Here is a 21,560-nt window from a genome sequence, read left to right as displayed (position 1 = left end):
GAAAAAGACAATGAAAAGATCCAAACGGTTTGAAGTACTGGCCGCCCGCCCGGTCAATCAGGATGGCTTTGTCGTCGAATGGCCCGAAGTCGGTCTGATGGCCATGGGCAGCCCCAATGACCCCATACCCAGCATTAAGGTTGGAAACGGCAAAATCACCGAAATGGACGGGGTGCCCCGGGTCAAATTCGACTTTATCGAGCAGTTTATTGCCGATTATGCCATCGACCTCCGGGCGGCGGAAAAATCCATGGCCATGAGTGACGTTGATATCGCCAAAATGCTGGTGGATATCCATGTGCCCCGGGAAGATATCCTCAAGATTACCCGCGGCCTGACTCCCGCCAAGTTTGTGGCGGTATTCAACACCATGAACGTGGTGGAAATGATGATGGCCCTGCAAAAAATGCGGGCCCGCAAGACCCCTGCCAACCAGTGCCACATCACCAATACCCAGGACAATCCCGTCCTGATCGCCGCTGACGCCGCCGAGGCGGCTTACCGCGGCTTCGATGAAATGGAAACCACCGTAGCAGTGGTGCGCTATGCGCCGTTCAACGCCCTGGCCCTGCAGGTGGGCGGCCAGGTAGGACGCGGCGGCGTACTGATCCAGTGCGCCCTGGAGGAAGCCACCGAGCTCTTACTGGGCATGCGGGGCATCACGGCCTATGCCGAGACCATTTCGGTATATGGCACCGAGAACGTCTTTGTGGACGGGGACGACACCCCCTGGTCCAAGACATTCCTGGCTTCAGCCTATGCCTCCCGCGGCCTGAAAATGCGCTTTACCTCCGGCACCGGCGCGGAAGTGCAGATGGGTTATGCCGAAGGCAAATCCATGCTCTATCTGGAAGTCCGCTGCATCATGGTCGCCCGCGGCGCCGGTGTCCAGGGGCTGCAGAACGGCTCGGTAAGCTGCGTCGGCGTGCCGGCGGCTGTACCTTCCGGCATCCGGGCCATTTTGGCGGAGAATCTTTGCACCACCATGCTGGACCTGGAGGTAGCCTCCAGCAATGACCAGACCTTTACCCATTCCGATATCCGCCGCACTGCCCGCACCCTGATGCAGATGCTGCCCGGCACTGACTTCATCTGTTCCGGCTACAGCGGCGTCCCCAACTATGACAACATGTTCGCCGGCTCCAACTGGGATGTGGAGGACTACGACGACTGGAACATCATCCAGCGGGACCTGATGGTGGACGGAGGCCTCAGGCCTGTGTCGGAGGAAGAAGTCATCGGCGTGCGCAACAAAGCGGCGCGGGCGCTGCAGGCTGTCTTTAAGGAACTGGGCTTCCCGGCCATCAGCGACGCCGAAGTGGAGGCCGCCACCTACGCCCACGGCAGCAAAGATATGCCGCCCCGCAATGTGGTGGAAGACCTGAAGGCCGCCGAATCGATGATGAAGCGGGGCATTACCGGTCTGGATATCGTCAAGGCTCTGGCTAAAAACGGTTTTACCGACATTGCCGAACATGTGCTGAACCTGTTGAAACAGCGGATCTCCGGTGATTATCTCCATACGTCGGCCATTTTGGATAAACAGTTCAATGTCATCAGCGCCGTCAACAACAAAAACGACTATCGGGGGCCCGGGACCGGCTACCGCATCAGCCGGGAGCGGTGGGATGAAATCAAGAACATCAGCCAGGCTGTCAAACCGTCTGACTTTGATGTGTGAGTCGGGAAAAGAGGTGTAGAGTAATGCAAATCAGTGAACAATTGATCCGGGAAGTGGTGGAACAGGTTCTGCAGGGCATGGAACAGCCGTCCCGTCCCACTAGGGCCGCAGCCGGCGGCCGGCCCATGGCCCTGACAGAGAAGGGAGAAGCCAAGGCCGGAACACGGGCCGACGAAGTGCTGATCGCCCTGGCTCCTGCCTTTGGCAAATATCAGGATAAGACGATTGTCAATGTTCCCCACAGCGAGGTGCTGCGGGAAGTCATCGCCGGCATCGAGGAGGAAGGGCTTAAGGCCAGGGTCATCCGGGTGCTCCGGACCTCGGACGTGGCTTTTGCCGCCCACGACGCCACCAAGCTGAGCGGCTCGGGGATTGCCATCGGCATCCAGTCCCGGGGCACCACGGTCATTCACCAGAAAGACCTGCCACCCTTGAGCAATCTGGAGCTGTTCCCCCAGTCGCCGCTTCTGGACCTGGAGTCCTACCGCGCTATTGGCCGCAATGCGGCCAAATACGCCAAAGGAGAATCCCCCACGCCGGTGCCCACGAAAAACGACCAGATGGCCCGACCCAAGTTCCAGGCTAAGGCAGCCGTGCTGCACATTAAAGAAACCGAGCATGTGGTTCCCGGCGCCAAGCCGCTGGAACTGGACGTGCGGTTTTAAGCCGCGGGAGGTGAAGAGAAATGTCACAGCAACAAGTGGTGGAAGACATTGTCCGTGAAGTATTGAAATCCATGCTGGCCGCACCGCAGGCGGGAGAAGCGCCGCCTTTGCCGGCGGCTGCTGGCGGCCTCAACCCGGAGCGGGATTATCCCCTGTCCGGCAAGCGGCCGGAATTGTTAAAGACGCCTACCGGCAAAAGCCTGGCGGATATCACTCTGGCTAAAGTGCTGAAAGACGAAGTCAAGGCCGAGGACGTGCGCATTACGCCGGAAACCCTGAAAATGCAGGCTGAGATCGCCGACGGTGTAAACCGCAATCAGTTTGGCGACAACCTGCGCCGGGCGGCCGAACTGACAGCGGTTCCCGACCAGCGCATCCTCGAGATTTATAACGCCCTGCGCCCCTACCGCTCCACCGAACCGGAACTGCTGGCCATTGCCGATGAACTGGAGACCAAGTACAATGCCAGGCAGAATGCCGCCATTGTCCGGGAAGCGGCGGCGGTGTACCGGCGCCGTAACCGCCTGAGAGCGGAATAGGAAAAGATTATGGCCATTGTCGCAGGAGTGGATATCGGCAATTCCACCACAGAGGTCTGCCTGGCCGACTTTGCCGTCAGCGGCAGGCGGTTTCTGGCCGGCAGCATTGTCAAAACTACCGGTATTAAGGGAACGGCGGCCAATGTTCCCGGCATCGTCCTGGCCCTGGAAGAAGCGCTGCAGCAAGTCGGGCTGGCATTGCCGGACCTGACGGAAATACGCCTCAATGAGGCTACACCGGTGATCGGCGATTTAGCGATGGAAACCATTACCGAGACCATCATTACCGAATCCACCATGATCGGTCACAATCCCGCCACCCCCGGCGGCATCGGGCTGGGAGTGGGCGTAACCGTGCCCTTTGACCGCCTGGCAGGCGTCAAGGCCGGTGAGAGAATCATCTGCATCATTCCCGGCGGCATTGACTTTGAAGACGCCGCCCGGGAACTCAATGCCGCCGCCAGCCGGGGCGTGGACCTGCAGGGAGCGGTGGCCCGCCAGGACGATGCCGTGCTGATCGTGAACCGGCTGCACCGCAAAATTCCGGTGCTGGATGAAGTCACCTTCATCGACCGGGTGCCCCCGGGCATGCTGGCAGCGGTGGAAGTGGCCGCCGCCGGTCAGAGTATAAAAAATCTGTCCAATCCTTACGGTATTGCCACGGTATTTCAACTGTCGGCGGAAGAGACAAAAATGGTAGTGCCCATTGCCAGGGCGCTGATCGGCAACCGCTCGGCCGTGGTTATCCGCACCCCCCGGGGTGATGTGAAGGCCCGGACCATTCCGGCCGGACTAATCAGCTTATCCGGGGAAAAAGGCAGAACCGATATTGATGTGGAGGCCGGGGCCGCCAAAATCATGGCGGCGGTGGAACAGGTCCAGCCGGTCCAGGATGTGCAGGGCGAGGCCGGCACCAATGTGAACGGCATGCTGGAACGGGTGCGCCAGGTCATGAGCGAATTGACCGGACAGCCGCTGGATGCCATGAAAATCCAGGACATCCTGGCGGTGGATACCTTTGTGCCGCAAAAAGTCCAGGGCGGCCTGGCCGGCGAGTTTGCGCTGGAAAACGCGGTGGCCCTGGCGGCTATGGTCAAAACCAGCCGGCTGCCCATGCAGCAGATTGCCGATCAGTTGAGGCGGCAGCTGGGAGTCAGGGTGGTCATTGCCGGAGTGGAAGCCAACATGGCCATCCGGGGCGCCCTGACCACGCCGGGCACCGATAAACCCCTGGCCATTCTGGACATGGGCGGCGGCTCCACCGATGCGGCGATCATCAGCCGGGACGAGCGGACCAGCGCCATTCACCTGGCGGGTGCCGGCGACATGGTGACTATGCTGATCCATTCCGAACTGGGACTCAATGACCTTGCCCTGGCGGAAGAAATCAAAATGTACCCTCTGGCCAAGGTGGAGAGCCTGTATCATATCCGTCTGGAAGACGGGACTGTGCAGTTTTTTGAACAGCACCTGCCGCCGCAGGTTTTTTCCCGGGTAGTGATTCTGAAAGAGAGCGAAATGATTCCCATCCCCACCGATCATCCTCTTGATAAGATCCGCCATGTGCGGCGGGAAGCCAAAAGAAGAGTCTTTGTCACCAATGCGCTGCGGGCGCTGACGCGGGTGGCCCCCACCGGCAATATCCGCCACATTTCCTTTGTGGTGCTGGTAGGCGGTTCGGCCCTGGATTTTGAGGTCGCCGACATGGTGACCGATGCCCTGGCCGAATACGGCATCGTCTGCGGCCGGGGCAACATCCGGGGTACGGAAGGCCCCCGCAATGCCGTGGCTACCGGCCTGGTGCTGTCCTACCCGGACGAAAGGGCGGGAAGCGCATGACGAACGGCGAGGTAACCGTCAGACCCTGCGTGATGGTCTATACCCTGCCTCATCCGGAGCTTAGCTTAAAACAGCGGGAAGTCCAGGCCGGCATGGAAGAAGAGGGCATACCCTGGGTGACGGAGGAGAGAGACAAGAGTGAAACCGCGGTTCTGGCCTTTCAGGCCGCTTCCGTTTCCCGGCTTGGCGTAGGGGTGGCCATCGGTTCTGAGGAACTTTGCGTCCATTACTATAAACTGCCGGTCCGGGAGCCGCTATTTTTCCTGTCAGGCCGGGGCACACCGGCCCAGTGGCGCCTCATGGGCAGCCATGCCGCCCGCCTGGTAAAGGGGATCCCGTTCAAAGAACTGCCGGCGGAGCAGCCGGGTCAGGAAGCAGAGGCTATTCTTGATATAGCTCTAGTGAATGAGATTGTAGAAAAAATTTTACATGAACTCCAAACTAGGAGGCCGTAAATAACTTCAATTATGTCGCGATAGGATCTAAAGTCAGAGACTGCTGAAAAGGCCCCAGATGCTAGGCGCGACGAGGATTACGCCGCGCGCCGCGTACTTGGTGTACACAAGCAAGTAACCGCAGAAGCAGCGACGCAGATGGGGTGTATTCAGCAGTTTCCCAGCGAGGTGAGAATATGGTCCAAAATGCCGTAGGCCTAATTGAGACAGTGGGGCTGACTGCCGCCATAGAAGCGGCTGATGCCGCCGTCAAGGCGGCCAATATCAAACTGATCGGCTATGAGCTTACCAAAGGCGGAGGCATGGTGGTGGTAAAACTAAGCGGCGACGTGGGCGCGATCCAAGCGGCGGTAGAAGCCGGCCGGCTGGCTGCCGGCCAGGTTGGCCGGGTATGGGCCACCCATATCATGCCGCGGCCCCATCAGGAAACGGCCGGTCTGGTCTATACCCGGGAAACGATAAGGGCAAATGATGACACAGGGATAGCGGCAAAGGAGCAGCAAGAAACCGGCAAAGCATCAGAGCCGGGTGCAGGTCCGGCGGTCCAGGCGCAAGCGGCCGTCCCAACGGCGGCTCCGGTAAAAAAGGGCGGCGAGATCTGCAACCTGTGCGGTGATCCTGCCTGCCCGCGTAAAAAGGGCGATCCGAAGGCAACTTGTCTGCATTACAACAAAATAAAGGAGGATGAATAGAATGCGCGGAGAGGCATTGGGAATGGTGGAAACAAAAGGGCTGGTGGGCGCTATTGAGGCAGCTGACGCCATGGTCAAAGCGGCTAACGTCCTGTTGGTGGGTTATGAAAAAATCGGTTCCGGCTTGGTCACAGTCATGGTCAGAGGCGATGTGGGCGCAGTGAAAGCAGCTACCGACAGCGGTGCGGCAGCGGCTCAGAAAGTGGGCGAAGTGGTTTCGATCCATGTGATTCCCCGCCCTCACACCGACATTGAAAAGATCCTGCCTAAAATGGAAGGGTAAAGAGATGGGGAGCCTCGCAAGGTTAGGGGAAAGCACGGGGTGAGATGGTGAGATGACAGAACGCAAGATAATTGAAGAGGCTGTCACGCAAGTATTGGCGGCGCTGGCCAGATTGGAGACGCCCCATACAGACATGGGCATTCCGGTAGGCATTTCCAACCGCCACATTCATCTCTCGGCCGATCATCTGGCCATATTGTTCGGCAGCGGCTATTCCCTGACCAAGGTCAAAGACCTGAAACAGGTGGGGGAATTCGCGGCCAAGGAGACCGTGACCCTCATCGGGCCGAAAGGAGTCCTCCAGGGCGTGCGGATTCTGGGACCGGTCCGGGGATTCACTCAGGTGGAGTTATCCCGTACCGACGGTTTTATCTTAGGCATTGCGCCGCCAGTACGGGATTCCGGCGATATTGCCGGATCAGCGGGAGCCGTCATCGCCGGGCCGCAGGGAACGGTCACTTTAGAAGAAGGCGTGATCTGCGCTGCCCGGCATATCCATATGTCCCAAGAGGATGCCCGCCGCTACGCCCTGGCCGACGGCGAGCGGGTGACCATCGCGGCGGCCGGCGGCCGAGGCGGCAGCCTGGCCAATGTCCTGGTCAGAATCCAGCCGGATTTCCGGCTGGAATGCCACCTGGACACCGACGAAGCCAATGCCCTGGGTCTGACTAACGGCGATCTGGTCAGGCTGCGCCCAAGAGGGGGGGAGTAGCCATGGATTACGAAGCAATGGTGAAGCTGATCACGGCGGAAGTGATGAAGCGCCTGCAGGCGGTTCCTTCCTCACGCCGGAGGCATAAAGCCCTGGCGGTATTTACCGGCGGCGGTATCGGCCTGGAGCCCGCCCTGAACCAACTACAGCGACTGCAGGATCAAGGGATCGTCTTCACTGCGGTTTTGTCCCGGCCGGCGGAACAGGTTGTGGGCAGCAGGCGGCTGCGGGAGGCGCTGGGGGAGGACTTGGAGATCATCGACAGTCAGTCGCCCTATCCGGGCCGGCAGCTGCGGGAAGCGGCAGTCATCCTGGTGCCTGTCCTGACCCAAAACACGGCGGCCAAACTAGCTCTGACCCTATCCGACACCCTGGCATCCACAGTGGTTTTGCAGGCCCTGATGCTGGGCAAACCGGTGCTGGCGGCACAAAACGCCGCCGATCCGCGGGATGCCTGGCGGGTCAAAGAACAGATAGGCGAAGCCTCGCCGGCGTTGCGTCAGGCTCTGGAAACCAATCTGAAAAAAATTGCCGGCTTTGGTGTACGCCTGATGCCGGTGGAGCAGTTGATGCAGGAGACCTGCAAGATACTGGAGCGGACGGAGCGGCGAGAACCCGCAGCCGCAGCGGCGGCAAAATGCGGCCTCATTGATGCGGCAGCGGTGCAAGCAGCTGCCTCACGGGGCGAGACCGTCATCATTGCGCCCGCCCGGGCGCTGGTTACCCCCTTGGCCCGCGACCTGGCCCGGGAATGCGGCCTGGAATTGCGGAAAGAAACGTGATGGGAGTGAAGGCGCATGTGGGTTGGAAAGGTCATCGGCACCGTAGTGGCTACCCCCAAGGATGACAGCCTGACCGGCTGCAAGCTCTTAATTGTCCGGCCGGCGGATTTTTGCCGCGGTGATGACCGGGATAAGCCGGTGATTGCCGTGGATACCATCGGGGCGGGCACCGGCGAGACCGTTCTGGTCGTGGAAGGAAGTTCGGCGCGGCATGTGAGCGGCCGGCCCAACGGAGCGGTGGATGCCGCTATTGTCGGCATCATCGACAGCATTGAAATCGATCAAGACTTGTTGAGGGAGCCATAAGAGCATGAAGGTCTATACCAAAACCGGCGATGAAGGTCAAACCAGCCTGCTCAGCCGGGAGCGGGTGTCCAAGGACCATGTCCGGGTAGACGCCTACGGTACGGTGGATGAAGCCAATGCCGCCATGGGGCTGGCCAAGGCTCTCACCGGCCAGGACTGGGCGGCAGCCCTTATCGACCGAATTCAGACCGAACTGATTGCACTGAATGCCGACCTGGCGACGGACGCTGCCGCTTCAGGCCAGGAACCCCGCATTGCCAAAAGCCATGTGGCCGGGCTGGAAGCCATCATTGATTCTCTGGAAGAGAAACGCATTCCCCAGCGCTATTTTGTCAATTCCGGCGGCACGCCTGCCGCTGCCGCCCTGGACCTGGCGCGGACGGTGGTGCGGCGGGCCGAGCGGCGGGCGGTGACTCTTCTGCGTTCCGGGGAGGTTTCCAGACCGGTCCTGTTATATCTGAACCGGCTCTCGGACCTGCTGTTTGTCCTGGCCAGGCGCCTGGAACAGGAAGCGATCATTGCCGCCGCCACCCGGCAGGTCATGGCGGCATTGCCCGGCGGAAACTTCATATTACAACAGGAGGAAAACACAATGCTGGCAAAAGCCAAACAGATGATGGCAGCGGCGGAAGAAAAGGCACGGGAAATCGGCGTCCCCGTGGTGATAGCCGTAGTAGACGAAGGCGGCAATCTGGTGGCGCAGCAGCGCATGGACGGAGCACTGCTGGCGAGCATTTCCCTGTCATTGGATAAGGCTTACAGCGCATTGGCCCTTAAAATGTCCACCGAGGAAGCGGCGGCACTGGCAGTGCCCGGAGAATCCCTTTTTGGCCTGAATACCGCCAATGGCGGCCGTCTGATCGTGTTTGGCGGCGGCCTGCCCATTGTCAAAAACGGACAGGTGATCGGCGGCATCGGAGTCAGCGGCGGCTCGGTGGAACAAGATATTGCGGTGGCCAGGGCAGGGATGGCCGTTTATTGACTGCCGGGCACCGGAAGGAGGAACAGACATAATGGTAGATCAAACACTTATTGAACAGATCACCAGGGCAGTATTGACCCAAATGAAGGCTGGAAAAGACGCTGCAGTCAGCGGTGACGGCATTTTCGCCACAGTGGACCAGGCAGTGGCGGCGGCCCGGCAGGCTTATCAGGAGCTTCGCCTGCTGACCCTGGAAAAGCGGGAAACTTTGATCCGGGCCATTCGGGATGCGGCCTTTGCCAATGCGGCCGTTATCGCTCAGATGGCCGTGCAGGAAAGCGGCATGGGCCGGGTGGAGGATAAAATCCTGAAAAATCAGCTGGCAGCCCGCAAAACGCCGGGCACGGAAGATCTCACGTCCCGGGCCTGGAGCGGCGATCACGGCCTGACACTGGTGGAAATGGCTCCTTACGGCGTCATTGGGGCCATCACTCCTACTACCAATCCGTCTGAAACCGTGATCTGCAACAGCATCGGCATGATCGCGGCCGGCAATTCGATCGTGTTCAGCCCCCATCCCACCGCCCAGAACACATCCCTGACCACCATCCGGCTCTTAAATGAAGCCATCGTCAAGGCCGGCGGCCCGGACAACCTTCTGACCGCCGTTGCCGAGCCGTCCATTGAGGCGGCCAACGCCATGATGCGGCATCCGGGCATTCAGATGCTGGTGGCCACCGGCGGTCCGGCTGTGGTCAAAGCGGTGTTGTCCTCCGGAAAGAAGGCCATTGGCGCCGGGGCCGGCAATCCGCCGGCGGTGGTGGATGAGACCGCCGATATTGCCAAAGCGGCCAAAGATATTGTCGCCGGCTGCTCCTTTGACAACAATCTGCCTTGCATCGCCGAGAAAGAAATTATCGCGGTGGGCCGTATTGCCGATGAATTGATATCCTATTTGCAAAAGTACGGAGCTTACCTGATTTCCGGCCGGGATATCGAGCGGCTGATGGAGGTGGTTCTTACCGAAAGGACGGAAGAGATGGCTCCCGGCTGCGTGGGAAAACCGCGTAGAGTCTATGGCGTCAATAAGGACTATATCGGCAAAGACGCAAAGTTTATTTTAAGCAAGATCAATATCCAGGCGCCGGATCATATCCGGGTCATCCTGTGCGAGACCCCGGCCGACCATCCTTTCGTGCTGGAAGAACTGATGATGCCGGTGCTGCCGCTGGTCTCGGTGCGGGACATCGACGCCGCCATCGATCTGGCGGTGAAGGTGGAGCATGGCAACCGGCATACGGCGGTCATGCATTCCAAGAATGTGGATTATATGACCCGGCTGGCCAAGGCCATCGAAACCACCATCTTTGTTAAAAATGCTCCGTCTTATGCCGGTATCGGCGTGGGCGGTGAAGGGTTCACCACCTTTACTATCGCCGGCCCCACCGGCGAAGGGCTGACCTCGGCCCGCAGCTTTACCCGGCAGCGGCGCTGCGCCTTGGTGGATGCCTTCTCGATCGTATAAAAAAGCGGGTGGAATAATGGATAATATGAAGGAACAGATACTGGCCGCCGTTAAGACGGCCGGGGTAGTGGGAGCCGGCGGCGCCGGCTTTCCCACCCACGTTAAGATCAACGCCGCAGTGGACATGGTGATTGCCAACGGCGCCGAATGTGAGCCGCTGCTGCGGGCGGATCAGCAGCTGATGGCGGTGGAGAGCAGGAAACTGATCATCGGTCTGCAGACGGTCATGCTGGCTACCGGGGCCAACCGCGGCTTTATCGGCTTGAAGAAAAAATACCAGGAAGCGGTAACGGAACTGCAGGCAGTTTTGGCTCAAACAGGAGAGAATCGCATTGAACTGTTTTTTCTGCCTGATTTTTATCCGGCCGGCGACGAACAGGTGCTGCTCCATGAAGTGACCGGCAGAATTGTGCCGGAGGGGGGAATTCCCCTGCATGTGGGCGCGGTGGTCAGCAATGTCCAGACCCTGGTCAATGTGGCCCGGTCCCTGGAAGGCCAGCCGGTGGTGGACAAATATGTCACCGTGACCGGGACGGTAGGCAATCCGGTGACCCTGGAAGTGCCGCTGGGAATCAGGATCGCTGAATTGATCGCTCTGGCCGGCGGTCCGGCGGTTCAGGACTATGCGATCATCGAGGGCGGTCCGATGATGGGCAGGCTGGTCACCCCCGATCAGCCGGTGACCAAAACAACCGGCGGCATTATTGTCCTGCCGCGGGAACACCCGCTGGTCATGCAAAAAAATCTGCCCTGGTCCATGATTGCCAATCGGGCCAAGGCGGTATGCTGCAACTGTATGGCCTGCACCGATGTCTGCCCGCGGCATTTACTGGGGCACAGCCTGCAGCCCCACCGCATTATGCAGGCCCTTGGCCGGGGGAAGTGCCGGAGGCGGTTATTACCCGTGCCATGCTGTGCTCGGAGTGCGGCGCCTGCGATATCTACGGCTGCACCATGGGATTGTCGCCCCGCCGGGTAAACGCCGAATTCAAACGCCAGCTGGCCAAAGCCGGCGTGAAAAATCCCCATCAGGCCAAACCCCAGGCCCCTCACGCCAGCCGTGAATTCCGCCGCATTCCCGCCAAGAGACTGCTGGCCCGTCTGGGTTTGGAACGCTATGAGGCCAAAGCGCCGCTGACTTTGCCGGCAATAACGGTGCAAAACGTGACCCTGCCTCTGGCCCAGCATATCGGCGCTCCCGCCCGGCCGATCGTCGGCGTGGGCAAGAGCGTAAAGCGCGGCGATCTCATTGCCGTGATTCCCGAGGGGGCGGCGGTGGGAGCCAATCTGCACGCCAGCATCAGCGGCCGTGTTACCGCAGTGGACAGCTGTGTGACGATTGAAGCTGTACAGGGGGATAAGATATGAAAAGCGCCATTGGCTTACTGGAAATGAAGAATATTACCAAGGGCATTCTGGCTGCCGATGCCATGCTAAAAGCCGCTCCGGTGGAGTTGGTAACCGCCCAGTCCCTGTGTCCGGGCAAGTATATGGTCATGGTGGCCGGCGACGTGGGCGCCGTTCAGAGCGCGGTCAGCAGCGGCCGGGCAGCTGGCGGCGCGGAGAATATCGTGGATGAATTCGTCCTGCCCAATCTGCATCCCAACCTGTTTCCGGCATTGACCGGCTGTACCGAGGCAAAACAGCTCCGTTCCCTGGGACTGATTGAAAGTTATTCCGTAGCCTCGGCCATTATTGCCGCCGATACGGCCGTAAAAGCCGCTGCTGTTGAGCTGCTGGAAGTTCGGCTGGCCCGGGGAATGGGCGGCAAAGCCCTGGTAACGTTAAGCGGCGAGGTTGGGGCCGTCACCGCCGCCGTGCGGGCCGGCAGCAGTGCTATTCTAGACAGCGGCTTTTTGGCGGATCAGCTGGTTCTGCCAGCGCCCCACAAAGAACTGGCGGCCCTGGTGCTTTAAAGCGTAAAGGTCAGAACCCCTATGTCAAGCCCGTAGGGCTGACATAGGGGTTCTGGACGGTAAGGCAATTTTATTGCTTTGACATAATGATAGTGCCATGATATAGTATGTTAAAGAAAGAAGGAGTGTATGGATGTCGGTAGTGCTGTAAGGATTTAAGTTGAACGCATGAGATGAGCAGTTGTTCTGCTCTTGTTTATGTTGTGAAAAACTGCCTTACAGATTGAATGAGCATCCATTTTTATAATGGTGTAATTTGTAGCGCAGTAGCATACTGTGCTTTTTTGTTTCTTTCTATAAGGCGAAAATTAGAAAGGAAGAATAACATGTATACATTTACAAACCAGTTTATTTCTAATGATAAAAATGCGGAGTTCTTGAAAGCTGCTATGATGGGGCCAAACGCCTTGCGAGTAACAGAGGAATTAACGTCACACCTAAACATTAATGAGAATATGCGAATCCTTGACCTCGGTTGCGGGTGTGGCCTTTCCACGATTTTATTAGCGAAAAAATTTGGTGCGTGTGTTTTCGCCGCCGACCTTTGGATTTCGCCAACTGAAAACTATGAGCGTTTCCAATCTATCGGAATTGATGATAAGGCCGTTCCCATTTTCGTAGACGCGACTAAAGGATTGCCTTTCGCAAATGGATATTTTGACTTGTTGTTCACGGTGGACGCTTACCATTATTTCGGTGATACGGCGGAAATGCTCCCGTCGCTCATTCCTTTTGTAAAAAAGGGCGGCTATATCGCCGTGGCTATTCCCGGCTTAAAATACGAATTTGAGAAAAACGTTCCCGATGAAATGCAGCCGTTTTGGAATAGCGAAATGGAAAGAACCTTGCATTCTCTTGATTGGTGGAAGGATTTATGGAAGATGGCAGAGGGTATTGAAATAGTGGACAGTCGTGAAATGGCCTGCTGCAGACAGGCGTGGAAAGAGTGGCAGACCGGTTATCACCCCATTGTCGCTGATGACATCAAAATGATGGAAGCTGAGGGTGGAAAGTATTTTAATCTCGTTCAGTTGATAGCTAAAATTATCTGAATATCTTTGCCATTTGATTTTCTTAAAACACACTTTGTCTTCTGGGAACCCCTATGTCAAGCCCGTGGGGCTGACATAGGGGTTCTTTTTTATTTTCCGGTAAAAAATCCAATAGAAAACAAATGTTATCTTTCTCCTTTTTTCTAACAGAAATAAAATCTTTGCCGGCGACAATATCGATGGATACCCACATAAAAGGAGGCAAAATAACATGAGCAATACGATCACCAATTACTGGCTAACCCCGACCACTACGGAAAAGAGCAGCACCACAGGCAGCAACAGCCTGAGTGATTTCGACTCGTTCATTCAGCTGCTGGCAACTGAACTGCAATATCAGGACCCTACCGATCCGGTCAGCAGTACCGAGTATGTGTCCCAAATGGCCCAGATCAATTCGCTGGAGGCTCTGCAGAACATCTACACCGGAATCAGCAATACCGCGGCCTTCGATATGATCGGCCAGGAGGTGGCCTATCAGATCACCGATGCATCAGGCAATGTCGTTACCTATACCGGCACCGTGCAGTCGGTGATCTCTTACGGCGGCAATACCTATCTGAATGTGGATGGAACCGCCGTGACCCTTGATTGTGTGGTGGAAGTGGGCAACATTTCGGATTCCGGTGACACCACAGCCACAGCCTAAGACATATTTGCAACAAATAGCAGAGGGGGTAATTTCCTATGATGATGGCGCTCTATTCCGGGGTATCGGGCCTTAAGTCCCAGCAGTCCAACCTCGATGTGATCTCCAATAATATCGCCAACGTAAACACTACCGGTTATAAGCAGCAACGGGTCAGCTTCAGCGACCTCTTAAGCCAGACCCTCAGCGGCGCTTCCGGCGCCACCAGCACCCGCGGCGGCGTGAATGCCAAACAAATCGGACTTGGCGTCAGCATTGCCTCCACCGATATTCTCATGACGGTAGGCAGCACCCAGTCTACCGGCGTCAGTACCGACGTATCTATCGGCGGCAGCGGCTTCTTCATCGTCCAGGGCGGTTCGGTAGGCCAATACCAGTTTACCCGTGCCGGCAATTTCGGCGTGGACGAGCAGGGCAACCTGACCGTCGGCGGCTATCAGGTCTGCGGTTGGCTGGACTATGGCGGACAGCCCCAGGCTGACGGCTCTTATGTTTATAACACCAATAAAGAAGTAGAACCCATTAACATTTTTTCTGATATCTATAACGGCAACAAACAGATCATCAACCCTACTCCCACCACTGCCGCTACTTTTACCGGCAATCTTGACCCCTCGGCAGAGGTTGCTTCCACTGCTACTGGGCTCAATGATATCGGCGGCACAGTCGACGAGTTTGACAAAACGACATCAATGACGGTCTATGATGCCCAGGGCAACAGTTACGATATTCAGATCAACTGGAAAAAGTGCTATGTTGACAATACGGACCCCGCTAATCCGGTGACCAGCTGGTATTGGGAAGCCTCTTCCGCCGCCTCGAATCTGACGGTTGCTGCCAGCGGCTATGTTGAGTTTGATGCCAGCGGCAACATTATCACCACCGATCCGACTGATTTCAATACCACGCCGACGATTACCCTGACCCCGTCCGGCGCCTCGGCCAGCACCGCGCCCTTTAACATCAGCCTGGATTTTACCAACGTTTCCACCTATACCAGCGCTACCGACAGCGGCGTCACCGTTTCCTATATCGACGGCTATGCAGCGGGCGAACTTCAGGATATCAGCATCGGCTCCAATGGGGTCATTACCGGTATCTACAGCAATGACCAGACGCAGCCCCTGGGGATGATCGCCCTGGCGGTTTTCTCCAATCCTGAAGGTCTGGAGAAAATAGGAACCAACCTTTATACAACCAGCGCCAACTCCGGCGATTTTACCGGCGGCGTTGCTGCCGGCAGCGGCGGTACGGGCACCTTGAGTTCCGGCACGCTGGAAATGTCCAATGTGGATCTGGCCGAACAATTCACCCAGATGATGATCGCCCAGCGGGCCTATCAGGCCAACAGCAAGATCCTTTCCACCGCTGATGAAATGCTGCAATCTCTCATCAACATGTGATGCATGTCCCGCCCATACATAAGGCGGGATTGGTTTCACCGCTCTGGGGACAGGGATCTGTATCATCTAAAGACAAGGAGGTGCGGCTATGAGTTCGACTTTTGGCGGCTACAGCGTTGCCTATTCGGGAATGCTTGTGAATCACACCAACCTGGCGGTTACCAGCGCCAACCTGTCCAATGTCAATACTGCCGGTTATTCCCGGGTGAGGGCAGCCAATGTGGAAACCAATACTCCTTTATCGGGAGGAGCGTCCGTGGGAAACGGCTCCAGCGTGGAAGAAATCCGGCGGGCGCGCAACCAGTTTCTCGATCAAACCTATCGCCGGCAAAATGCCGAATCCGGCTACTGGGCGGTTAAAAGCGGCGATTTGGAATACATGCAGGAAGTGCTGATGGAGTTTGTGGCCAATGATGATGACGGGACCTCCGACGACGGTTTGCAGCAAATGATCGAAGACTTTTTTTACAGCTGGGACGAACTGAGCAAAGACCCCAGCAGTGTCAGTACCCGCCAGTCGGTTACCGAAGCCGGGGTTTCCCTCATCAGCGCCCTGAGCGGGATCGACGAGCAATTGCAGCAGCTGCAGCAGGACGCCGTGAACCGGGTCAGGGACAGCGTGGCCAGCCTGAACGACCTGGCCGGACAAGTCGCCGTCCTGAACAAGGAAATCTCCCGGGCCGAGGCCGGCGGCGGGGAAGCCACCTATCTGCGGGATCAGCGCGACAGCCTTTTGGACGAGATGTCTTCCCTGGCCAATATCAAAGTGTCAGTACAGTCCAACGGCGTCTTCCAGGTCACCATTGACGGCGTGACTCTGGTCAGCGGCGACCGGGCCTATGAATTGGTGACGGAAGGCGACGGATCGAGCGCCAATCCGCTGACAGTGCAATGGGCTGATTTTGACCGCCGGGCCGGCATTACCAGCGGCAGCATCAAAGCGTATCTGGAGGACGCCGATCCAACCGGCTGCCAGACTATTGACGCCGCCGGCCTTCCCTATGACTTCACTGCAGACGCAACCAGTTCCATCACCAATCTGCGGCAAGGCTTGAATGACTTGATCACCACCCTGGCGATTGAAATCAATGCAGTGCACAGTAGCGGCATCGGTCTTGACGGCAGCACCGGCCTGGATTTTTTCACCACTGTCGACGCCAGCCAGCCGCTCAGTATCAGCAATATCCAGGTCAATCCTAAGATAGCGGACGATTGGAATAAGATTGCCGCGTCTGCCAGCGGCGAAGCCGGCGACAATACCATCGCCAATCAGATCTATGATCTGAGTAGCGGCGAATACTTTCAATATGACACTTCATCAATGAATTGCAACGATTTTTATCAGGCCCTGATTTCCTGGCTGGGAACCGCCGGCGATAACGCCGAAGGGTACTACGAAACCCAGACCGCTCTGGTCCAGCAGTTGGACACGCAGCGGCAGTTGGTGGCCAGTGTTTCCATGGACGAGGAAATGTCGAACATGATTATGTATCAGAACGCGTACAGCGCCAGTTCGCGGGTGCTCAGCACCATTGACGGCCTGATCGGCGATTTGATTGCCGAAATAGGATAAGGGGAGGATTGAGATGGCTTCTACATTCATGGGCCTCAGCATTGCTTCGCGCGGTCTGGCCGCCAGCAAAATCGGCCTGTCGGTGACGGCCAACAACACCAGCAACGTGAATACCACCGGTTATTCGCGGCAGGTTGTGAATCAAAGCGCCGCCGGCCCTTCCGCGGTTTACAGCGGCCGCCTCTATGTGGGCGCGGGAGCCCAGGTCGATTCAGTGCTGCGGGTCCGGGATTTTCGTCTGGACCAGAAATACTGGCAGGAGAATAGTTCCCTGGGCAAATGGGAAACCCAGGCCAACTATCTGCAGGAAATCGAATCCATCCTGGGAGAGCCCTCCAGCAGCGGCTTTACGACTACCATGGATGAATTCTATGGGTTGCTGGAGACCTTGTCCACGAATCCCGGCGATTCGGCGGCCCGGACTGCGCTGCAGCAGGCAGGGGCTGCCGTGGCCGTCTATCTGAACGATGCCTCGCAGAGACTGACCCAGCTCCGCAGTGATGTTAACGTTGATGTGAAAACAACGGTGACCCAGATCAATTCCTACACCCAGCAGATTGCCGAACTGAACCAGCGGATCACCACGGCGTCAGCCGCCGGCTCTGCCGCCAATGAGCTTAAAGACCAGAGGGATGCCCTGATTGACGAGCTGGCCAAGCTGGCCGGCATCCGGGTCAGTGAAATTGTGACAGGCACTCAGTCTGATGGCACGGAAACAAAAGTCCTGTCCATCACGGTCGACGGCTCCACGCTGGTCAATGGCGACAAAGCCCGGCAGCTGGAAGCGTATACCATAACCGACGGCAGCGCCCAAAACGGCTTGTACGGCATCCGCTGGAAAGATACCGGTGCGTCATTCGATCCGGGCGACAACGGTTCGCTTAAAGCCCTGCTCGACATGCGGGACAGCGCTGGCTCAGACAGCAAGGGAATCCCCTGCTATATCAGCCAGTTGGACGAGTTTGCCCGCACCTTTGCCAAAGCCTTCAATGAAGGCATCTACAAAGGCGGCGCCTCCTATTACGGCGGCCATGCCGGTGGTGTCGGCCTCGACGGGTCCACCGGCATCCGCTTTTTCTCCTTTGACGGCCTGTCGTCAGCCGACCTGATGGCCAGCGGCGCCGGTACGGATGAGGTCTACGCCAATATCACGGCCGCCAATATATCGCTGTCCCAGGATGTGCTGGGCGATATCAACACGATTGCCGCTGCCTCTGCGGCCGGCGGGGACGAGAATAATGAAAACATCAATGACCTGATCAGCATCGTGCAGGATTCCCGCATGTTCAACAGCGGCACCCCTGAGGACTTTATGAACTCGATTATCGCCACTCTTGGCACGTCCAGCGCCTATGCCCAACGGCAAAATGACAATCAGACCACGCTGGTGAAATATATCAGCGGCAGCCGTTCTTCTCTGGCGGGCGTCTCCACCAATGAAGAAACGGCCAACATGACCAAATATCAGCAGGCTTACGACGCATCGGCGCAAATGGTCACTGTATGGAACCAAATTTACGCCACGACGATCAATATGGTATCGTCAGATTAAAGAAGGGAGGATGAGAATAAAATGCGGATCACCAACAACATGATGATTGCCGATACCGTCTGGAATATCAATAAAAACGCCGCACGGCTGAGCAAAGCCCAGCAGCAGATGTCGAGCCAGCAGAAGATTCAGCTCCCCTCCGACGACCCTGTGGTAGCGACGCGGGCCATCAAATACCGCAACTATGTTGATACGGTGGCCCAATACCAAAAAAACGTGGAAGACGCTGCTTCCTGGCAGAAAGTAACCGAGAGCGCCCTCAACGATTTAGGCGATATTATTACCCGGGCGCGGGAATTGACGGTAGAGGCTTCCAGCGATGTTTTGACCGAGGAGGAACTGCAGAAAATCAAGGCAGAAGTGATCCAGCTGCAGCAGGAAGCAGTTGACGTCATGAATACTTCTTACGCCGGGCGCTATGTTTTTGCCGGTTTTGCCACCGACGAGGCGCCGTTTGAATTGGTCTCCACCTCTGCCGGCGATAAAGTGATGTTTAAAGGCCAGTATCTGAGCATCGGCGGGCCGATGGCCGATTCCCTCAGCGACGCAGATATCACCGCCTTTTGCACGGCTAACGCGTCGGATATATATCAGGACAGCGGCGACCAAGCCATCCAATACAATATTGGCTATGGCGCCCAGGTGGCGGTAAACCTGGAAGGCCAGGATGTCACCGGCCAGGAGACTGACAGCAATCTGTTCGATACTTTTGCCAAGCTGCTCCTGGCTCTGGACGGCGAAACCAGCTATAAGACGGCTGAAGTTAGCGGGACGCCGGCTGCCGTCACAGTGACCGCCAATAATTTTGAAATTGACGACCTGCTCACCGACTGGGACGAAGATCACGAGCGGGTACTGACGGAGCAGGCCGACTTGGGGGCCCGCATGAACTATGTCAACATGACGAAAAACCGCCTGAGCAATGACCATGAAACCTATACCACTCTGATGAGCAACAACGAGGATGTGGATACAGCGGAAGCTTCCATAGCGCTGACCACGGCCGAATATGTTTATGAGGCGTCTCTGGCAGTGGGAGCAAAGACGATCAACAAAACGCTGGTAGACTTCTTAGCATGATCCGGGAAAAAGAGAAGGAGGCGGGATGAATGTCCAGTTCAAGCAGCGTGACATCAACTACGGTCAGCGGAACGACAAGAGTTACCGGACTGGTTTCCGGCATTGATGTGGATTCGATTGTCGAGCAATTGATGAGCGCAAAAAAAACCAAATTAAACAAGCTGCAGCAACAGCAGCAGCTGGCGGAATGGAGGCAGGAGACATACCGCGGCATTATCAGCGAGGTGCAGTCCTTTACCAGCAAGTACTTTGACGTGACTTCCTCCAGCAGCCTGCTGAGCCAGAGCACTTTCCGGCAATTCCAGACCAGCAGCAGCAGTGCCGTGACGGTGACAGCCGGCAGCGGCGCCGCGGCGGGAACCCACAGCATCCAGGTCAGCCAGCTGGCCACGGCAGCCACTCGGACGACTGACGGCAGACTGTCGCAGGATATCCGGGGCGCCAGTGCCGCCGATTATTCGTCCCTGACAGGCAAAAGCTTTGTGATCGAAGTGGATGGCAGCAAAAAGACGGTGACTCTGGATGATTCGGTTGCCGATGCCGCGTCCCTGCAGACAGCCATCGACAAGGCCGTAGGCGAGGGTAAGGTGACGGTGACCGAGGACGCCGGGGTGCTGACCATTGCCGCTGCTTCCGGCAGCGGCGTGCAGAAGATTACCGTCAGCAGTTCCGGTTCGTCCAGCAGTGCCTTGGAGTCGCTTGGCTTCAGCGGCGAAGGAGCGATCCTGTCCAACCGGATTGATACCTCCGCCACCTTGGAGACGCTAGCCGGCACTATAGCCAACAGCTTCACCTTCAACAGCGACGATCAGGTCGAATTTGCGGTCAACGGGGTCAGCTTTACCTTTGACAAAGACGATACCTTGGACCAAGTGATGAAGAAAATTAATCAAAGCGACGCCGGCGTGACTCTTTCCTACAACTCTCTTTCCGATCAGCTGGTATTAACAGCCGGCGAGACCGGCGCCGGGCAAACCCTGACCGTGACTGAGACCGACAGCACCTTTCTGGCGGCTGCCTTGAGCCAGGCCTCTGCCGGACAGGACGCCAAGCTGACTCTGGACGGGCAGGAACTGACCCGCAGCTCCAATACCGTAACTGTTGACGGCGTGATCTATACCCTAAACGAAACTACTACGGAAGCGGTTACCGTAACCCTGGCGCAGGATACTGACACCATTTACGATACCATTGCCGGTTTTGTCAATGATTATAATGCGCTGATTGACAGCATCAACGCCGAGTTATCCGCCGAGTATGATTCGGATTATCCGCCGCTGACGGAAGATCAGAAGGCCGAAATGTCGGAAGACGAAATAGAAGAGTGGGAGGCCAAGGCCAAAACCGGTCTCTTAGCCGGCGACTCGGTGCTGAAAAACCTGCTGAGCAACCTGCGGACGGCTGTGTACGATTCGGTTGCCGGCCAGTCGGTCACGATCAGCGGCATCGGCATTACCACTGGCACTTATGATGAAAAGGGCAAATTGCATATTGACGAGACCAAGCTAAAAGAAGCCATTGAGGCCAACCCTGAGGGAGTGATGAATCTCTTCACCCAGCAGTCGTCTGCCTATTCCGGGACTACCACCGTGCGCACCTTAAACAGCGGCGAGCTGCAGACCCGCTACAAAGAGGAGGGCCTGGCCTACCGGTTCTACGACATTCTGCAGGCCAATGTTTCAACCATCCGGGACAACAGCGGCAATAAGGGACTGCTGCTGCAGAAGGCGGGGACAAGCGGCGACGCTTCCTCTACCGATAATGTGCTGACCAATGCCATTAACGATTATCAGGAGAGAATTGAGAAAGAAGAAGAACGGCTGGATGAGGAAGAGGAGAGGCTTTACGCCCAATATACCTCTCTGGAAACTTATATCAGCCAGATGAATGCGCAGCTGACAGCCCTGCAGTCCTATCTCAATACCGGGAGCTGA

At 57.2% G+C, this 21,560-nt stretch carries 20 protein-coding genes and 1 pseudogene; all 21 read left to right on the top strand.

The window, feature by feature from the left end:
• The first annotated feature begins 10 nt into the window (after positions 1 to 10).
• The 21 genes and pseudogenes from ALO_RS06480 (at position 11) to fliD (ending at position 21,560) form a co-directional block, all read left to right on the top strand.
• A complete protein-coding gene (locus ALO_RS06480) occupies positions 11 to 1,681 on the top strand; it encodes a propanediol/glycerol family dehydratase large subunit (RefSeq protein ID WP_004573188.1) in 1,671 nt (556 codons plus the stop codon).
• A 23-nt stretch (positions 1,682 to 1,704) separates the two neighbouring features.
• Positions 1,705 to 2,346, top strand: a complete 642-nt coding sequence (locus ALO_RS06475) for a propanediol/glycerol family dehydratase medium subunit (RefSeq protein WP_004573186.1) — start codon at positions 1,705 to 1,707, stop codon at positions 2,344 to 2,346.
• Between the two features lie 20 nt (positions 2,347 to 2,366).
• Positions 2,367 to 2,885: a diol dehydratase small subunit gene (locus ALO_RS06470; RefSeq protein WP_004573185.1), complete on the top strand. Its 519-nt coding sequence runs from the start codon at positions 2,367 to 2,369 to the stop codon at positions 2,883 to 2,885.
• A gap of 9 nt (positions 2,886 to 2,894) precedes the next feature.
• The gene (locus ALO_RS06465) at positions 2,895 to 4,724 is read left to right on the top strand and encodes a diol dehydratase reactivase subunit alpha (protein ID WP_004573184.1); all 1,830 of its coding nucleotides are present in this window, start codon (positions 2,895 to 2,897) and stop codon (positions 4,722 to 4,724) included.
• On the top strand, positions 4,721 to 5,179 hold the full coding sequence (locus tag ALO_RS06460) for a glycerol dehydratase reactivase beta/small subunit family protein (RefSeq protein WP_004573183.1): 459 nt from the start codon (positions 4,721 to 4,723) through the stop codon (positions 5,177 to 5,179). The genes ALO_RS06465 and ALO_RS06460 overlap by 4 nt, the downstream gene beginning before the upstream one ends.
• A gap of 176 nt (positions 5,180 to 5,355) precedes the next feature.
• A complete protein-coding gene (locus tag ALO_RS23445) occupies positions 5,356 to 5,871 on the top strand; it encodes a BMC domain-containing protein (RefSeq protein ID WP_004573182.1) in 516 nt (171 codons plus the stop codon).
• Position 5,872: 1 nt separating this feature from the next.
• Positions 5,873 to 6,154, top strand: a complete 282-nt coding sequence (gene pduA, locus ALO_RS06450) for a propanediol utilization microcompartment protein PduA (RefSeq protein WP_004573181.1) — start codon at positions 5,873 to 5,875, stop codon at positions 6,152 to 6,154.
• 52 nt (positions 6,155 to 6,206) lie between these two features.
• Positions 6,207 to 6,866 (top strand): phosphate propanoyltransferase, encoded by a 660-nt coding sequence (locus ALO_RS06445; RefSeq protein WP_004573180.1) that lies wholly within the window; start codon positions 6,207 to 6,209, stop codon positions 6,864 to 6,866.
• A gap of 2 nt (positions 6,867 to 6,868) precedes the next feature.
• Positions 6,869 to 7,648: a flavoprotein gene (locus tag ALO_RS06440; protein ID WP_004573179.1), complete on the top strand. Its 780-nt coding sequence runs from the start codon at positions 6,869 to 6,871 to the stop codon at positions 7,646 to 7,648.
• Between the two features lie 15 nt (positions 7,649 to 7,663).
• Entirely contained in the window at positions 7,664 to 7,954 is a 291-nt protein-coding gene (locus ALO_RS06435; protein ID WP_004573178.1) for a EutN/CcmL family microcompartment protein, read from the top strand.
• Positions 7,955 to 7,958: 4 nt separating this feature from the next.
• Positions 7,959 to 8,936: a cob(I)yrinic acid a,c-diamide adenosyltransferase gene (locus tag ALO_RS06430; protein ID WP_004573177.1), complete on the top strand. Its 978-nt coding sequence runs from the start codon at positions 7,959 to 7,961 to the stop codon at positions 8,934 to 8,936.
• Positions 8,937 to 8,964: 28 nt separating this feature from the next.
• Entirely contained in the window at positions 8,965 to 10,401 is a 1,437-nt protein-coding gene (locus ALO_RS06425; RefSeq protein WP_040292897.1) for an aldehyde dehydrogenase family protein, read from the top strand.
• A 25-nt stretch (positions 10,402 to 10,426) separates the two neighbouring features.
• Positions 10,427 to 11,769: pseudogene (locus ALO_RS06420) on the top strand (SLBB domain-containing protein).
• Positions 11,766 to 12,317, top strand: a complete 552-nt coding sequence (locus ALO_RS06415) for a BMC domain-containing protein (RefSeq protein WP_004573175.1) — start codon at positions 11,766 to 11,768, stop codon at positions 12,315 to 12,317. The pseudogene ALO_RS06420 and the gene ALO_RS06415 overlap by 4 nt, the downstream one beginning before the upstream one ends.
• A 326-nt stretch (positions 12,318 to 12,643) precedes the next feature.
• On the top strand, positions 12,644 to 13,369 hold the full coding sequence (locus ALO_RS06410) for an SAM-dependent methyltransferase (RefSeq protein WP_004573174.1): 726 nt from the start codon (positions 12,644 to 12,646) through the stop codon (positions 13,367 to 13,369).
• 211 nt (positions 13,370 to 13,580) lie between these two features.
• Positions 13,581 to 14,018 (top strand): flagellar hook capping FlgD N-terminal domain-containing protein, encoded by a 438-nt coding sequence (locus tag ALO_RS06405; RefSeq protein ID WP_004573173.1) that lies wholly within the window; start codon positions 13,581 to 13,583, stop codon positions 14,016 to 14,018.
• Between the two features lie 38 nt (positions 14,019 to 14,056).
• A complete protein-coding gene (locus ALO_RS06400; RefSeq protein ID WP_004573172.1) occupies positions 14,057 to 15,421 on the top strand; it encodes a flagellar hook protein FlgE in 1,365 nt (454 codons plus the stop codon).
• 88 nt (positions 15,422 to 15,509) lie between these two features.
• Positions 15,510 to 16,994 carry a flagellar hook-associated protein FlgK gene (flgK, locus tag ALO_RS06395; protein WP_004573171.1) on the top strand — a complete coding sequence of 495 codons (1,485 nt, stop codon included), beginning with the start codon at positions 15,510 to 15,512 and terminating at the stop codon, positions 16,992 to 16,994.
• 13 nt (positions 16,995 to 17,007) lie between these two features.
• Positions 17,008 to 18,546 carry a flagellar hook-associated protein FlgK gene (flgK, locus tag ALO_RS06390; RefSeq protein ID WP_004573170.1) on the top strand — a complete coding sequence of 513 codons (1,539 nt, stop codon included), beginning with the start codon at positions 17,008 to 17,010 and terminating at the stop codon, positions 18,544 to 18,546.
• Positions 18,547 to 18,567: 21 nt separating this feature from the next.
• The gene (gene flgL, locus ALO_RS06385; RefSeq protein WP_004573169.1) at positions 18,568 to 19,626 is read left to right on the top strand and encodes a flagellar hook-associated protein FlgL; all 1,059 of its coding nucleotides are present in this window, start codon (positions 18,568 to 18,570) and stop codon (positions 19,624 to 19,626) included.
• A 29-nt stretch (positions 19,627 to 19,655) separates the two neighbouring features.
• Complete coding sequence (fliD, locus tag ALO_RS06380) at positions 19,656 to 21,560, top strand: flagellar filament capping protein FliD (RefSeq protein WP_004573168.1); 1,905 nt, start codon at positions 19,656 to 19,658, stop codon at positions 21,558 to 21,560.

Source organism: Acetonema longum DSM 6540, assembly GCF_000219125.1.
In the GTDB taxonomy this organism is placed as follows: Bacteria; Bacillota; Negativicutes; order Sporomusales; family Acetonemataceae; genus Acetonema; species Acetonema longum.
Note: the sequence above shows the minus strand (reverse complement) of the source record. Positions and strands in the feature narration are given on the sequence as shown.

Bases quoted from the DNA above. Each gene is read 5' to 3' on its own strand.
- ALO_RS06480 (WP_004573188.1), top strand. From the start codon at position 11: ATGAAAAGATCCAAACGGTTTGAAGTACTGGCCGCCCGCCCGGTCAAT.
- ALO_RS06475 (WP_004573186.1), top strand. From the start codon at position 1,705: ATGCAAATCAGTGAACAATTGATCCGGGAAGTGGTGGAACAGGTTCTG.
- ALO_RS06470 (WP_004573185.1), top strand. From the start codon at position 2,367: ATGTCACAGCAACAAGTGGTGGAAGACATTGTCCGTGAAGTATTGAAA.
- ALO_RS06465 (WP_004573184.1), top strand. From the start codon at position 2,895: ATGGCCATTGTCGCAGGAGTGGATATCGGCAATTCCACCACAGAGGTC.
- ALO_RS06460 (WP_004573183.1), top strand. From the start codon at position 4,721: ATGACGAACGGCGAGGTAACCGTCAGACCCTGCGTGATGGTCTATACC.
- ALO_RS23445 (WP_004573182.1), top strand. From the start codon at position 5,356: ATGGTCCAAAATGCCGTAGGCCTAATTGAGACAGTGGGGCTGACTGCC.
- pduA (WP_004573181.1), top strand. From the start codon at position 5,873: ATGCGCGGAGAGGCATTGGGAATGGTGGAAACAAAAGGGCTGGTGGGC.
- ALO_RS06445 (WP_004573180.1), top strand. From the start codon at position 6,207: ATGACAGAACGCAAGATAATTGAAGAGGCTGTCACGCAAGTATTGGCG.
- ALO_RS06440 (WP_004573179.1), top strand. From the start codon at position 6,869: ATGGATTACGAAGCAATGGTGAAGCTGATCACGGCGGAAGTGATGAAG.
- ALO_RS06435 (WP_004573178.1), top strand. From the start codon at position 7,664: ATGTGGGTTGGAAAGGTCATCGGCACCGTAGTGGCTACCCCCAAGGAT.
- ALO_RS06430 (WP_004573177.1), top strand. From the start codon at position 7,959: ATGAAGGTCTATACCAAAACCGGCGATGAAGGTCAAACCAGCCTGCTC.
- ALO_RS06415 (WP_004573175.1), top strand. From the start codon at position 11,766: ATGAAAAGCGCCATTGGCTTACTGGAAATGAAGAATATTACCAAGGGC.
- ALO_RS06410 (WP_004573174.1), top strand. From the start codon at position 12,644: ATGTATACATTTACAAACCAGTTTATTTCTAATGATAAAAATGCGGAG.
- ALO_RS06405 (WP_004573173.1), top strand. From the start codon at position 13,581: ATGAGCAATACGATCACCAATTACTGGCTAACCCCGACCACTACGGAA.
- ALO_RS06400 (WP_004573172.1), top strand. From the start codon at position 14,057: ATGATGATGGCGCTCTATTCCGGGGTATCGGGCCTTAAGTCCCAGCAG.
- flgK (WP_004573171.1), top strand. From the start codon at position 15,510: ATGAGTTCGACTTTTGGCGGCTACAGCGTTGCCTATTCGGGAATGCTT.
- flgK (WP_004573170.1), top strand. From the start codon at position 17,008: ATGGCTTCTACATTCATGGGCCTCAGCATTGCTTCGCGCGGTCTGGCC.
- flgL (WP_004573169.1), top strand. From the start codon at position 18,568: ATGCGGATCACCAACAACATGATGATTGCCGATACCGTCTGGAATATC.
- fliD (WP_004573168.1), top strand. From the start codon at position 19,656: ATGTCCAGTTCAAGCAGCGTGACATCAACTACGGTCAGCGGAACGACA.